Below are 13,570 nucleotides of genomic sequence, written 5' to 3' on the forward strand. Positions count from 1 at the left end.
CTACGGCTGCTCGGAAGGGACACCGATGAGGCTTCGCATCGGCCGTTGGGCCGGCGCCGCAGCAGCCGCGCTGCTGGCCGTTGCCGTGCCCGCGACCTCGTCCGCCGCCGCGCCGGCCGCCACGTCGGCGTCCGCTCCCGCTCCCGCCGTCGCCGACGACAAGGGACCGATCGGCTGGGACGCCTACCGCCGGCTCGACCGCCTGCCGGAGCTGGCCGCCGGCACCCGTACCCACCAGTTCTCCAGCTTCGGCCGCGACGGCTCCAACGACGACGGCTTCGTCGGCACCTGGTCGTGTCTGCGTCGGAGTGGGGGATGTGTGATCGCCGAGGCACGCGGTCCGGGCGAGGTGCAGTCGATCTGGTTCACCCGCGACGACGGAAACGTCCGCGCCACCGGCTGGATCCGCGTCGAACTCGACGGCGTCGTGGTCGTCCAGGCCGACCTCCAGGATCTGGTGGACGGGCGGCTCGGCAGCCCGTTCGTCGCGCCGCTCGTGAGCAACGCCGACCAGACGTCCGGCGGCGTCACCGTCAAGGTGCCCATGCCCTACCGGGAGTCCATGCGGATCACCACCCAGAACAACCCGCTGTTCCACCACGTCACCTACCGGACCTTCACCGACGCGGCAGGGGTGCCCCGGTTCGATCCGGCCGACCCGGCCACCGACGTGGTCACGCTGCTGCGCGCCGCCGGCACCCGCGACCCGAAGCCCGCCCAGGCCGGCGCCTCCACCACGCGCGTCACCGTCACCGCCCCGGCGCAGGGGCAGGTGTCACTGGCCGCCCTGACCGGGCCACGCGCGATCACCGCGCTGCGGCTGCGCGTACCGGACGCCGCGGCCGGGGCGCCGACGCTCGCCGGGCTGCGGCTGCGGATGACGTTCGACGGACGTACGACAGTGGACAGCCCGATCGGGGAGTTCTTCGGCGCCGGGCTGGGCGAGCGCACCGTACGGTCGCTGATGTTCGCCATGGACTCCGCGCCCGGCGGCTGGTACAGCGCATGGTGGCCGATGCCGTTCCGCACCGCCGCCGCACTGACGCTCGTCAACACGACAGGCGCCACAGTCGGCGGCGTCGAGGTCGAGGTGACGTCGGCGCCCGGCGCCGAGTGGACGTCCCGGCTCGCCGCCGACGGCAACGCCGGCTCCTTCACCACCCAGTCACGCCGCGCCGAGACGGTCGGCGGCACCGACTGGATCATCGCCGACCAGTCCGGCCGGGGCCGGTTCGTCGGCGTCTCGCAGACCATGCGGGGCCACATCATCGGCGGCAACACCCGCAACTACCTGGAGGGCGACGAGCGGGTGCACGTGGACGGCTCGCCCACGCCGCAGATCTACGGCACCGGCACCGAGGACTTCTACGAGTCGGGCTGGTACTTCAACCGCGGCGAGTACAGCGGCGTCTTCACCGGCAACACCGCGCACCTGGTCCGCGGCGGCGGATGCGCCGACGAGTGCGACGCCGCCTACCGGCTGATGATCGGCGACGCGGTGGCGTACGGCACCGCGCTGCGCTTCGGCATCGAGCACGGACCGGCCAACGACATGCCCGCCGAGTACGCCTCGACCGCGTTCCTCTACACCCAGCGCACCGTCACCACGCGCCGGACCGACGCCGTCGTCACCGGCGACGCCGCCAGCCGCGCCGCGCACGCGTACACCGACTCCGCGGCGACCCAGACCGCGCTCACCGCCGCCTTCGAGGGCGACGACGACAACGTCCCGCAGACCGGCCAGGTCCGCGCCACCACCGCCCCGGTCCGCTTCCGGCTGGCGATCGACCCGGCCAACCAGGGGGTACGGCTGCGCCGCCACGGTGACCAGGCCGGTGGCTACCAGCAGGCGGCCGTGTCGGTGGACGGCACACCGGCCGGGGTGTGGCTCCAGCCGCTGGGCAACGACAGGCAGCGCTGGCTGGCCGACGAGTTCGTGCTGCCCGCGGCGCTGACGGCGGGCCGCTCGGCGGTGACCGTCCAGCTCACCCCGGCGAGCGGCGCGCCGGCCTGGACCGCCGCCCGATACCTGGCCGACAGCATGATCGCGCCGTTCACCGACACCGTCGCCCCGGCCCCGGTCGCCGGTCTCGCCCTGGCCGGCGGGCGCGTGCACGCGCTGGGCCTGACCTGGTCCCCCTCCGCCGACGACGTCGGCGTGGTCTCCTACCGCGTCTACGCGTCCCGGAACCCGGGGGTGGCGATCACCGCCGCCAACCTGGTCGGCACCACACGTGCCACCACGTTCCGGCACGGTCCGCTGCCGGCCGCGCAGACCCGCTACTACCGGGTCGTTGCTGTCGACGGGTCGGGCAACGCCGCCGCGCCCTCGGCCGAGGTGTCGGCCACCACCCGTACCCGCAACACCAGCGACGCCAACGGCGACCGCCGCGACGACGCCGTCGACTTCACCCGCGGCGCCGGCGCCGACGTGTTCACGTCGCTCTCCGACGGCACCCGGTTCGTGCCGGACAGCCGGCCCTGGAACGACTTCTTCGCGATCGGCGCGGAGGTGCCGCTCACCGGCGACGTCAACGGCGACGGCCGCGCGGACGTCATCACGTTCACCCGTGGCGACAGCGCCGACGTCTACGTCGGGCTCTCCACCGGCTCCGGCTACTCCGCGGGCGTCAAGTGGCACGACTTCTTCGCCGTCGGCGCCGAGATCCCGGCGGTCGGCGACGTCAACGGCGACGGCCGCGCCGACATCATCACCTTCACCCGCGGCGCCGCCGCCGACGTCTACGTGGCGCTCTCCACCGGCTCCGGCTTCGGACCCGGCGTCAAGTGGCACGACCACTTCGCGCTCGGCGACGAGTTCCCGGCGGTGGGCGACGTGGACGGGGACGGGCGGGACGACATCGTGACGTTCACCAGGGGTACGACCGGCGACGTGTTCGTGTCGCTCTCCGACGGCACCCGCTTCGTGGAGGACGGCTGGAAGTGGCACGACAGCTTCGCCACCGGCGACGAGCTGCCGGCGGTGGGCGACGTGGACGGGGACGGGCGGGACGACATCGTGACGTTCACCAGGGGTACGACCGGCGACGTGTTCGTGTCGCTCTCCGACGGGGGCCGCTTCGTGCAGAACTCCTGGAAGTGGCACGACCACTTCGCCTTCGGCGACGAGCTGCCCGGGGTGGGGGACTTCAACGGCGACGGCCGGGCCGACGTGGTCGCGTTCACCAGGGGCCTGACCGCCGACGTGTTCGTCTCGCTCTCCACCGGCGGTGGATTCGGGCCACCGGGCAACCGCTGGCACGACCGGTTCGCCCCCGGCACCGACCTGCCCCGCCCGAGCGTGTCGTGATGCGCGCCCGGCGTGCCCTCGCGGCGCTCCTGCTCGGGGTGGCCCTGGTGGCGGTCCCGGCCGGACCGGCAGCGGCCGACGACCCGGTCCGGTTCGAGGCCGAGTCGCTCGCCGTCGTCTCCGCCACCGCGCCGGTCGGCGCGCAGGCCGACTGCTGCGGGGTGAGCTGGTCCGGCGGACGGCAACTGTGGTTCCGGGGCGCCCGCGCCGGTGACGCGGTGACGCTCGCGCTGCCGTCGGTGCCGGCCGGGCAGTACGACCTCGGCGCGGTCCTCACCCGGGCCGGCGACTACGGCACGCTGCGCTTCGCCGTCGACGGGGTGGCGGTCGGCCAGCTCTTCGACGGGTACGCGGGCGCGGTGCAGCGCACCGGCGCGGTGCCGCTGGGCTCGGCGTCGCTGACGGCCGGCACCCACCGCCTCACCGTCACGGTGACCGGCCGGTCCGCGTCCTCCACCGGCTTCTTCGCCGGGCTGGACACGGTGACGCTGCGTCGCGTCGGCCCGCTCGCGGCGGTCACCACCACGCCGTACGAGACGCTCGGTGAGACACCGGCGCGGGGCGCGTCCACACGCGTCTACGACCCGAGCGCCGGGGAGTCGACGACCTGGTACTACAACGACCACACGCTGGTGCGGCACGAGCAGACCGGCGTGTGGCACCTGTTCGGCATCACCCACGCCGAACCCGGTGCGCCGCAGGACGAGAAGGTCTTCGGGCACGCCACCGCGCCCACCCCGACCGGCCCGTGGACGAAACGGCCGGTGGCGCTGGCCGCCGACCCCGGGGCCGGGGAGCAGTGGATCTGGGCCCCGCACGTCGTCCACCACAACGGCGTCTACCACATGTTCTACGCGGCCGGTAACCCGGACTACGCCCGGTACCGCATGCACCTGGCCACCTCGACCGACCTGTTCACCTGGACCCGAAGCTCCGCCAACCCGCTGTTCACCGACGGGTGGGAGGGCCGCGACCCGATGGTGACCCGGGTCGGCGACCGCTGGGTCATGTACTACACGGCCACGTCGAGCCCGTCCGGCGGCAACCATGTCGTGGCGTACCGGACCAGCACCGACCTGCGCTCGTGGAGCGGCCGCGCGATCGCGTACACCTCGCCGCACACCGGCCGGGCGGGCGGGCAGACGGAGTCGCCGTTCGTGGTGCGCCGGGGGGAGTGGTGGTACCTGTTCGTCTGCTGCGACGGCACCGACTACGGCGCCGCGTACCGGCGCACGGCCGTCTACCGCAGCCGCGACCCGCTGCGCTTCAACGGCGCGGAGAAGGTGACGGTGCTGGACGCGCACGCCGCCGAGGTCGTGGTGGACGGCTCGAACTGGTACCTGACCCACGCCGGCTGGGGTCAGGGCGGGCTCTGGCTGGCGCCGCTGACCTGGTCGACCGGCGTGGTGGCGCGCGGCTGGACGGTGACCACCGGTTTCCTGCGCGCCGACGTGCGCACCTGGCCCAGCGCCCGGATCGCCGAGCTGGCCGTCGACCCGGCCGGGGCCGGCAATCACCGTCCCGCGCTCGACTCGTCGCACCGGGGCACCGGGCCGTACCTCGCCGTCGGCCGGTTCGACGTGACCGACCGGGCCGGAGCGCCGGCCCGGGTCGACGTGTCCGCCGACGGCTCCCGGATCAACCTGGTCGGCATCCCGTTCGGCGACGAGCCGGTCACCGCCGACTGGCTGCTCACCGTGACGCCCCGGTGGACCGGCCCCGGGTTGCAGAGCGACGTCACCTGGTCGGTGAACGGGTGGCCGACCGCAGCGGTGTGGGAGGTGGCGTTCAACATCGACGGCGCGTCCCCGCTGGTCGGCGACCCGGCGGTGGAGGCGCGGCCGACAGGTGACGTCACCGGCATGCCCCGCTGGACGATGAGCACCGGCGACGGGCTCTCGGTGGTCGCGGCGCACCGGTGGGGATCGGCCTGGCGCGGCGACAACACCTGGTACGACGCCGGCCACGCGATGGCGGCCTGGCAGCCGCTGTGGCGCTCCGGCGGCCTGTCCTGGGCACCGGGCCAGTACGCGGGCGGCACCTGGCGTCTGACCGCGAGCGGGGTCCGGCGGGACGTGCAGTTCGCCGACGCCGCGCACACCGCGATCAACGCGATCCCGTGACCGGCGTGGACACCCGCGACGCGCCCGGCCCGAGCGGCCGGGTGGTGGTCGCGGCAACCGGAGTGGCCAAGCGGTTCGGCGGCGTGACGGCCCTCGACGGCGTCGACTTCGACGTACGGGCGGGCGAGGTGCACGCGCTGCTGGGCGAGAACGGCGCGGGCAAGTCCACCCTGATCAACATCCTCTCCGGCGTGATCACCGACTACGACGGAGAAGTCGCAGTCGACGGGACGCCGGTACGGTTCACCGGCCCGGCCGCCGCCCAGGCCGCCGGGATCGCGACCATCCACCAGGAACTCGACCTGGTGCCCGCTCTCTCGGTGGCCGACAACCTCGTGCTCGGGCGGGAGCCCCGGACCCGGCTGCGCACAGTCGACCGGCGGGCCGCGGGCCGCACCGCGCGCGAGCACCTGGACCGGCTCGGCGCAGACATCGACCCGCGCCGCCCGGTGGGCTCGCTGCGCGTCGGCGAGCAGCAACTCGTCGAGATCGCCAAGGCGCTCGCCCTGGACGCCCGCGTACTCGTCATGGACGAGCCGACGGCCGCGCTCGCCGACGGGGAGGTACGGCGGCTGTTCACCACAATCGGCGGCCTGCGCCGCCGGGGCGTCGGCGTCGTCTACATCTCCCACCGGATGGAGGAGATCGAGGTCGTCGCGGACCGCGCGACGGTGCTGCGCAACGGTTCCGTCGCCGGTGTCGTACCGGCCGGCCGGATGGACCGGCGGCGGATCGTGGCGATGATGGTCGGCGGCCGGGCCGCGTCGCTGTTCGAGCCCGCCCCGGCGGACACGGCCGGCGCTCCCGGCCCGCCGCCCGGATCCGCCGGCGGCGGCCCGCTGCTGCGTGTCACCGACCTGGCCGTGCGGCCCCGGACGCCCCGGCCCGGCCGCTGCGAGCCGGACGGCGTCAGCCTGACCGTGCGGGCCGGCGAGATCGTCGGCCTGGCCGGGCTGATGGGCGCCGGACGTACCGAACTGCTGGAGACCCTGTTCGGCGCCGGGCCCGCGGGCCGCCGCACCGGCACGGTCCTGCTGGCCGGCCGCCCGTACGCGCCGCGCCGGCCCCGCGCGGCGCTGCGTGCCGGCGTCGGCTTCGTGCCCGAGGACCGGCGCCGCTCCGCGCTCGTCCTGGAACACCCGGTCGGCCGGAGCATCGTGCTGGCCGCCCTGTCCAGGCTGACCTCGGCCGGGTTCGTCAGCCGCGGCCGGGAGCGGGCGGCCGTCGCGCGGTCGGTCACCGACCTGGCGATCAAGACGGCGGCGGCGGCCACGCCGGTCGGCGCGCTCTCCGGCGGCAACCAGCAGAAGGTCGTCTTCGCCCGGCACCTGCTCACCGAGCCGCGGCTGCTCCTGCTGGACGAGCCGACCCGCGGCGTCGACATCGGGGCGAAGGCGGAGATCTACCGGCTGCTGCGCCGGCTCGCCGGCGACGGCATGGGCATCCTGCTCGCCTCCTCGGAACTGCCCGAGCTGCTCGGCGTCTGCGACCGGGTGGTGGTGCTGCGCCGTGGCCGGGCCGTGGCCGACCTCGCCACCGGCGGCTGCACCGGCGAGGACATCCTCGCGGCGGCGATGGGCGGCCCGGCCGCCGGAAGGGACGACCGATGACCGACACCCGAGTGCCGCCGCCCGAGCCGGCCGTGACCGGGGCGCTGCCCGCCGCCGGTACGGCCGGACTGCGCGGCGCGACGGCCCACTGGCTGCGTCGGCCGCGCAGCCGCCGGGAACTCGCCGACCGGCTCTTCGCGGTGCAGAGTCTCTTCGCGCTGCTCGTGATCTTCGTCGTGGCGATCCTCGCCTCACCGCGCCGCGACGGCGAGATCCTCTTCCTCACCGCCGGCAACCTGGGGAACATCGTCCGCGCGGTGTCGGAGATCGGCATCATCGCGATCGGGATGACGTTCGTCGTCCTGCTGGGCGGCATCGACCTGTCGGTCGGGGCGATCCTCGGCCTGTCGGCCGTCGGCACCGCGACGCTCATGGTCGACTCCGGACTCGGCATCCTGCCCGCCGTCGCCGCCGTGCTCGCGATCGGCGTGCTGTTCGGCGCGCTCCAGGGGTACGCCGTGGCCCGCCTCGGCATCCAGTCGTTCATCGTGACACTGGCCGGTCTCCAGGTCGCCCGGGGCATCGCCCGGATCTGGTCCGGCGGCCTCGGTATCCCGATCGCCTACGGCGACGGACCCCAGGAGGCGCCGCCCGCCTTCGAACTGCTGAACGGCTCGATAAACGGCGTGTTCCCGGTGCCGGCGGTGCTGTTCGTCCTGATCGGGGTGGCCGCTGTGGTGGTGCTGCGGACGACGGCGTTCGCCCGGCACGTCTACGCGATCGGCGGCAACGAGAAGGCGGCCCGGCTCTCCGGTGTGCCGGTGACGCGGGTCAAGGTCGCCGTGTTCGCCGTCGCCGGCCTCCTGGCGGCGGTGGCCGGAGTGGTGCACGCGGGACAGCTCAACCAGGGCAGCCCGAACGACGGCGCCGGATACGAGCTGGACGCGATCGCCGCTGTCGTCATCGGCGGCACCAGCCTGGCCGGCGGCTCCGGCTCGATGGGCGGCACCCTGGCCGGCGCGCTGCTGCTCGGCATCCTCAACAACATCCTCGCGCTCAACAACATCGACGCCAACGTCCAGCTGCTGATCAAAGGACTGGTGATCGTGCTCGCGGCGGCGCTGCAGAAGCTGCGCCGCGGCATCGCCTGACCGAACCGACTCCGAGGAGCCACCCGATGGACAAGCGAACCACACTGCTCGCGCTGCTGGTCACCGGCGCGCTGGCGATCACGACGGGGTGCAACGTCGAGAAGCCGTCCGACGACGCCGGGCGGGCCCGCGCCTGCGGCGCCGGCAAGGACTTCCTGATCGGCATGTCCCAGGCCAACAACGCCGAGCCGTACCGGCAGGTGATGAACAACGACGTGCAGACGGCGGCGAAGTCGGTGCCCGGCTTCCGCGTCGTGGTCTCCGACGCCGCCCAGGACAACAGCAAGCAGGTCGCCGACGTGGAGAACTTCCTCACCCAGAAGATCAACCTGCTGATCATCTCGCCGAACGAGGCCAAGCCGCTCACCGCTGTGGTGAAGAAGGCGTACGACCAGGGCGTGCCGGTGATCGTGCTGGACCGCAAGGTCGAGGGGGAGGCGTACACCGCGTTCATCGGTGGCGACAACGTGGCGATCGGCAAGGCGGCCGGCGAGTTCTACGCCACGACGCTGCTGCCCGACGGCGGCAAGGTGATCGAGATCGCCGGGCTGCCCGGCTCGACCCCCGCCGCCGAGCGCGCGCAGGGCTTCCGCGACGGCATCGCCGCCAACCCGAAGATCCAGATCGTCGCCTCCCAGCCCGGCGACTGGCTGCGGGAGAAGGGACAGTCGGTGGCGGACGCGCTGATCAAGGCCCACCCGGACGTGTCCGCGATCTACGCGCACAACGACCCGATGGCCGAGGGCGCCTACCTCGCCGCGAAGTCGGCGGGCAAGGCGCAGCGGATCAAGTTCACCGGCATCGACGCGCTGCCGGTGCCCTCCGGCGGGATCAAGGCCGTCGAGCAGGGCCGCCTCGCCGCCACGTTCCAGTACGCCACCGGCGGCCGGGAGGCGGTCGAGCTGGCCCGGAAGATCCTCGTCGACTGCGCCGAGGACGTCCCGCGTACCACCACGCTGGGCACCATGCGGATCACCAGGGAGAACGCCGCCGAGGCGTACGCGAAGCTCGGTGGCCTCTGAGCGCGGGGGCCGGGATGCGCAGCGCGAGCGTGCGGCGGGCGGCGCCGGTGGTGCTCGGCGTGGACATTGGCACGTCGAGCAGCAAGGGGGTTCTCGTCGACCCCGACGGGCGGTTGGTCCGGGCCCGGGTCCTGGAGCACCGGGTCGACCGGCCCGGCCCTGGCCGGGTCGAGATGGACGGCCGGATCTGGTGGCGGGAGTTCGTCGCCCTCAGCCGGGATCTGCTGGCTCCGGGTGACGTCCGGGTGTGCGCGGTCGGGGTGAGCGGCATGGGTCCGTGCGTGCTGCTCACCGACGCCGGCGGCACTCCACTGCGCCCGGCCGTCCTCTACGGCGTGGATACCCGCGCCGGGGAGCAGATCGAGCGGATGAACGAGCGGTTCGGCGCCGACGAGATCATCCAGCGGTGCGGGTCGGCGCTGTCCAGCCAGGCGGCGGGCCCGAAGATCGCGTGGGTGGCCGACACCGAACCGGAACTGTTCGCCCGTGCCCGCCGGCTGTTCATGCCCAGTTCGTGGCTGGCCTACCGGCTCACCGGTCGCTACCTGCTCGATCACCACTCGGCAAGCCAGTGCACGCCGTTCTACGACACCGAGGCCCAGGACTGGTACCGGCCGTGGATCGACCCGTTCGCACCCGGACTGGAGCTTCCGCCACTGTGCTGGCCCGGCGACGTGGCCGGTGAGGTGACGGCCGGGGCCGCCGCCGAGACCGGCCTGCCGGAGGGCGTTCCGGTGGTGGCGGGCACGATTGACGCCTGGTCGGAGGCGTTGAGCGTGGGTGCGCAGGGCGTGGGCGACCTGATGCTCATGTACGGCACCACCATGTTCCTCGTGCACACCGTGCCGCACCGGCTGACCAGCCCGTCGCTGTGGGGCACCGTCGGCGCGCTGCCGGGCACCCGCAACCTGGCCGGCGGGATGGCGACCTCCGGCGCGATCACCGGCTGGCTACGCGACCTGGTGGCGGGCACCGACCACACCGAGCTGCTCCGCCTCGCCGAACGCTCCGGCGCCGGTGCCCGCGGGTTGCTGATGCTGCCGTTCTTCGCCGGGGAACGCACGCCGATCCTCGATCCCCGGGCCCGCGGCCTGATCGCCGGTCTCACCCTTTCGCACGGCCCCGGCGACATCTACCGGGCGGCGCTGGAGGCGACCGGGCTGGCGGTACGGCACAACATCGAGACGATCGAGGCGGCCGGCGGCGACATCCGCCGGATCGTCGCGGTCGGCGGCGGCACCCGGGGCGGGCTCTGGACCCAGATCGTCTCCGACATCACCGGCCGGGAACAGCAGATCCCGGCGCAGACCATCGGCGCCAGCTACGGCGGCGCCTTTCTGGCCGCCCGGACCGTGATGGACGTCTCGATCGAGACGTGGAACCCGATCGCCGGGGTGCGGCGGCCACGACCCGAACCCGCCGCCGACTACGACGAGCTGTACCGGCTCTACCGCGAGCTGTACGCCGGTAGCCGATCTGTGGTTCACGCCCTTGCTGCCCGGCAGGAACGCCTGCCGGGCGCGTTCCGCTCCACCCACCGTCCGCCCGCCGAGGGAGCTGCCCCGTGACCCGTTACACACTGCCCGTGCCGGTCGAGCGCCCGGCCGCCCCGCCCCGCACCGTCTACACAGTCGCCAGCGGTGACCTGCGGCTGAGCGCGAACGTCACCTGCTGGCCCACCCAGCGGCAGCTCGAAGCCGACCTCACCGCCGCGGTCACCGCGCTCGGCTGGCACGTCCGGCGCGGTCACGACGTCGACCCGGGCAAAAGACACGGCTTCATCGACAGCCAGCGCGCCGGGATCGAGGTCTTCCGGAGCATCCCGGCCGACGTGCCGCTCGTCGTGGTGGAGGCGGTCTGGCAGTACAGCCACCACGTGCTGGCCGGGCTGCGCGCCCACCGCGGGCCGATCCTGCTGGTGGCGAACTGGAGCGGCGAGTACCCCGGCCTGGTGGGCCTGCTCAACCTCGCCGGCAGCCTCACCAAGGCGGGCGTGCGGTACTCGACGCTGTGGAGCGAGGACTTCACCGACGAGTGGGCGCGCGACGGCCTGAAGAAGTGGCTGGAGACTGGCCGGGTGACGCACGACGAGAGCCACGTACGCCCGCTGCCTGTGCTGCGGCCGGACGAGGAGGTCGAACTCGGCGTGGCGCTGGCCCGGCAGCTCGTCTCCGAGCGGGCCGTCATCGGCGTCTTCGACGAGGGCTGCATGGGCATGTACAACGCCATCATCGACGACGAGCTGCTCAACCCGCTCGGCGTCTTCAAGGAACGCCTGTCGCAGAGCGCGCTGGTGGCGGAGATGGCGCGGGTGCGCGACACCGAGGCGCGGGCGGTGCTGGCCTGGCTGGAGGCGGCCGGGATGACGTTCCACACCGGCACCGACGAGGCCACCGAGCTGACGTACGCCCAACTGCTCAGCCAGTGCCGCATGTACGTCGCCGCGCTGCGCATCGCCGACGACTTCGGCCTGGACGCCGTCGGGATCCAGTACCAGCAGGGGCTCAAGGACACCGTGCCGGCCAGCGACCTGGCCGAGGGGCTGCTGAACAACGTCGAACGCCCCCCGGTGACCAGCCGGGACGGCTCCCGGGAGCTGTACCCGGGCGTCGCGCTGCCGCACTTCAACGAGGTCGACGAGGGCGTCGCCGTGGACTCGCTGGTCACCAACCGGATCTGGACCGCGATGGGCCTGGACCCGGCGACGACGCTGCACGACATCCGCTGGGGGCAGCAGTACGGCGAGCACTTCGTCTGGGTCTTCGAGATCTCCGGTGCGGTGCCCGCGTCGCACAACGGCGGCTACGACAGGTCATACAGCATGCGTCAGCCGCCGATGTACTTCCCGCTCGGCGGCGGCACGCTCAGCGGCGTGTCGAAGCCGGGGGAGATCGTCTGGTCGCGCGTGTTCGTGATGGACGGCGGCCTGCACGTCGACCTCGGGCGCGGCACGGTGGTGGCGCTGCCCGAGGCGGAGACCCGGCGGCGGCTGGACGCCACCACACCGCAATGGCCGATCATGCACGCCGTGTTGCACGGCGTGGGCCGCGACCAGTTGATGGCCCGGCACAAGGCCAACCACGTCAACGTGGTCTACGCGCCAGACGCCGGCACCGCCGACCGCGCGCTACGGGTCAAGGCCGCCCTCTTCGCCGAGCTGGGCGTACGGGTGCACCTGTGCGGGGACGTCACGATCTGAGCGAGCCGGCGGCAGTGCCGCGCGACCGGGCACGGCCCACCGCGTGGCCCTGCCGGCCGGCCGACGGTGCCGAGCTGTCGCGTACCCGCAGCTCGGTGTGGAGCACCACTGTCGAGGGTGCCTTGGCCGGGTCGGCGATCCGCTCGACCAGCAGCGTGGCCGCGGTGCGCCCCAGGTCGTAGGTGGGCTGCGCGACGGTGCTCAGCGAGGGCCGGACCAGGTGCGCCCAGGGGATGTCGTCGAACCCGACGATGCCGAACGGGTCGGGCACGCCGATGCCGTTGTCCACGAGGCACTCGAGGGCGCCCACAGTCATCAGGTTGTTCGCCGCGAACACCGCGTCCGGCGGCTCGGCGGTCTCCAGCAGGGAGGCCATCGCGCGGTAGCCGCCCTCCTCGCGGAAGTCCGCGTACCGGATCAGGTCCTCGGTGGTCTGGCGTCCGCTCGCCTTCAGCGCCCGCTGGTAGCCCCGCAGCCGCTGCATGGCGGTGGAGATCCGGCGTGGGCCGGTGATGCAGGCGATCCGCCGGTAGCCGCTGCCCACCAGATGGGCGGTCGCCTGCTCGGCGCCGTGGGTGTTGTCCACCAGCACGGTGTCCACCTCGACGCCGCGTGGTTGCCTGTCGATCGCCACGACCGGGATGCGGGCCTGCACCAGGCGGCTGATCAGGGCCGGCCGCCCGGACGAGGAGATGATCACCCCGGCCATCCGCTCGGCCAGGGCCGCCGCCACGTAGCGGGCCTCCTTCTCCGGATCCTCGTCGCCGTTGCAGAGCACGACCGAGAAGCCGGCCTCCTGCGCGACGTCCTCGACACCGCGCACCATCGAGGTGAAGAACGGGTTCCCGATGTCGGAGATGATGACCGCCCAGAGGCTGGTCCGGCTGCGGCGCAGGCTGCGCGCGACGGCGTTCGGGCGGTAGTCGAGGTCCTGCGCGGCCTGCCGTACCCGGGCGGCCATGTCCGGGTCGACCGAGGCACGCCCGTTGAGGACGCGGGAGACGGTCGCCGGCGACACTCCCGCGCGACGCGCCACGTCGTAGATGGTCGTCATCGCGCTCCCGTCGTCGTCGCCCGGGCGCTCCGGCCCGGCCCCCGTCGGATGGTGACGTACCGGAGTGAGACCGCCACCGCGGGAGATCGCACGGAATCCTATACCCGTCCAGCAATCGATTTCCGACCGGGTCGATCGCGTCCCGCCGCCGCTATTGACAT

8 protein-coding genes are annotated in these 13,570 nt (G+C 73.4%); 7 read left to right on the forward strand and 1 reads right to left on the reverse strand.

The features are described 5' to 3' along the window. Window positions 1-25 precede the first annotated feature (25 nt). From J3R08_RS08825 to J3R08_RS08855, 7 genes are read left to right on the forward strand one after another with little or no spacing between them, the layout of a single operon-like run. On the forward strand, window positions 26-3,310 hold the full coding sequence (locus J3R08_RS08825; protein WP_084789495.1) for a DUF2961 domain-containing protein: 3,285 nt from the start codon (window positions 26-28) through the stop codon (window positions 3,308-3,310). Beyond that, complete coding sequence (locus J3R08_RS08830; protein WP_043325478.1) at window positions 3,310-5,433, forward strand: family 43 glycosylhydrolase; 2,124 nt, start codon at window positions 3,310-3,312, stop codon at window positions 5,431-5,433. The genes J3R08_RS08825 and J3R08_RS08830 overlap by 1 nt, the downstream gene beginning before the upstream one ends. Next, complete coding sequence (locus J3R08_RS08835) at window positions 5,430-7,043, forward strand: sugar ABC transporter ATP-binding protein (RefSeq protein ID WP_209960705.1); 1,614 nt, start codon at window positions 5,430-5,432, stop codon at window positions 7,041-7,043. Before J3R08_RS08830 ends, J3R08_RS08835 begins: the two co-directional genes overlap by 4 nt. Further along, on the forward strand, window positions 7,040-8,134 hold the full coding sequence (locus tag J3R08_RS08840; RefSeq protein ID WP_043325477.1) for an ABC transporter permease: 1,095 nt from the start codon (window positions 7,040-7,042) through the stop codon (window positions 8,132-8,134). The genes J3R08_RS08835 and J3R08_RS08840 overlap by 4 nt, the downstream gene beginning before the upstream one ends. A 26-nt stretch (window positions 8,135-8,160) precedes the next feature. Continuing rightward, window positions 8,161-9,156 carry a substrate-binding domain-containing protein gene (locus J3R08_RS08845; RefSeq protein ID WP_209960707.1) on the forward strand — a complete coding sequence of 332 codons (996 nt, stop codon included), beginning with the start codon at window positions 8,161-8,163 and terminating at the stop codon, window positions 9,154-9,156. Between the two features lie 14 nt (window positions 9,157-9,170). After that, the gene (locus J3R08_RS08850) at window positions 9,171-10,724 is read left to right on the forward strand and encodes an FGGY-family carbohydrate kinase (RefSeq protein WP_051611156.1); all 1,554 of its coding nucleotides are present in this window, start codon (window positions 9,171-9,173) and stop codon (window positions 10,722-10,724) included. Then, the gene (locus J3R08_RS08855) at window positions 10,721-12,355 is read left to right on the forward strand and encodes a fucose isomerase (protein WP_043325476.1); all 1,635 of its coding nucleotides are present in this window, start codon (window positions 10,721-10,723) and stop codon (window positions 12,353-12,355) included. Before J3R08_RS08850 ends, J3R08_RS08855 begins: the two co-directional genes overlap by 4 nt. Here the strand turns inward: J3R08_RS08855 and J3R08_RS08860 are convergent. Beyond that, a complete protein-coding gene (locus J3R08_RS08860; RefSeq protein ID WP_013476124.1) occupies window positions 12,345-13,409 on the reverse strand; it encodes a LacI family DNA-binding transcriptional regulator in 1,065 nt (354 codons plus the stop codon). The two genes, J3R08_RS08855 and J3R08_RS08860, sit on opposite strands and share 11 nt — an antisense overlap. Window positions 13,410-13,570 lie beyond the last annotated feature (161 nt).

The organism is Micromonospora sp. HB375, from assembly GCF_017872985.1.
Lineage (GTDB): Bacteria > Actinomycetota > Actinomycetes > Mycobacteriales > Micromonosporaceae > Micromonospora > Micromonospora chalcea.

Coding starts and splice junctions, on each gene's coding strand:
- J3R08_RS08825 (WP_084789495.1), top strand. CDS start 26: ATGAGGCTTCGCATCGGCCGTTGGGCCGGCGCCGCAGCAGCCGCGCTG.
- J3R08_RS08830 (WP_043325478.1), top strand. CDS start 3,310: ATGCGCGCCCGGCGTGCCCTCGCGGCGCTCCTGCTCGGGGTGGCCCTG.
- J3R08_RS08840 (WP_043325477.1), top strand. CDS start 7,040: ATGACCGACACCCGAGTGCCGCCGCCCGAGCCGGCCGTGACCGGGGCG.
- J3R08_RS08845 (WP_209960707.1), top strand. CDS start 8,161: ATGGACAAGCGAACCACACTGCTCGCGCTGCTGGTCACCGGCGCGCTG.
- J3R08_RS08850 (WP_051611156.1), top strand. CDS start 9,171: ATGCGCAGCGCGAGCGTGCGGCGGGCGGCGCCGGTGGTGCTCGGCGTG.
- J3R08_RS08860 (WP_013476124.1), bottom strand. CDS start 13,409: ATGACGACCATCTACGACGTGGCGCGTCGCGCGGGAGTGTCGCCGGCG.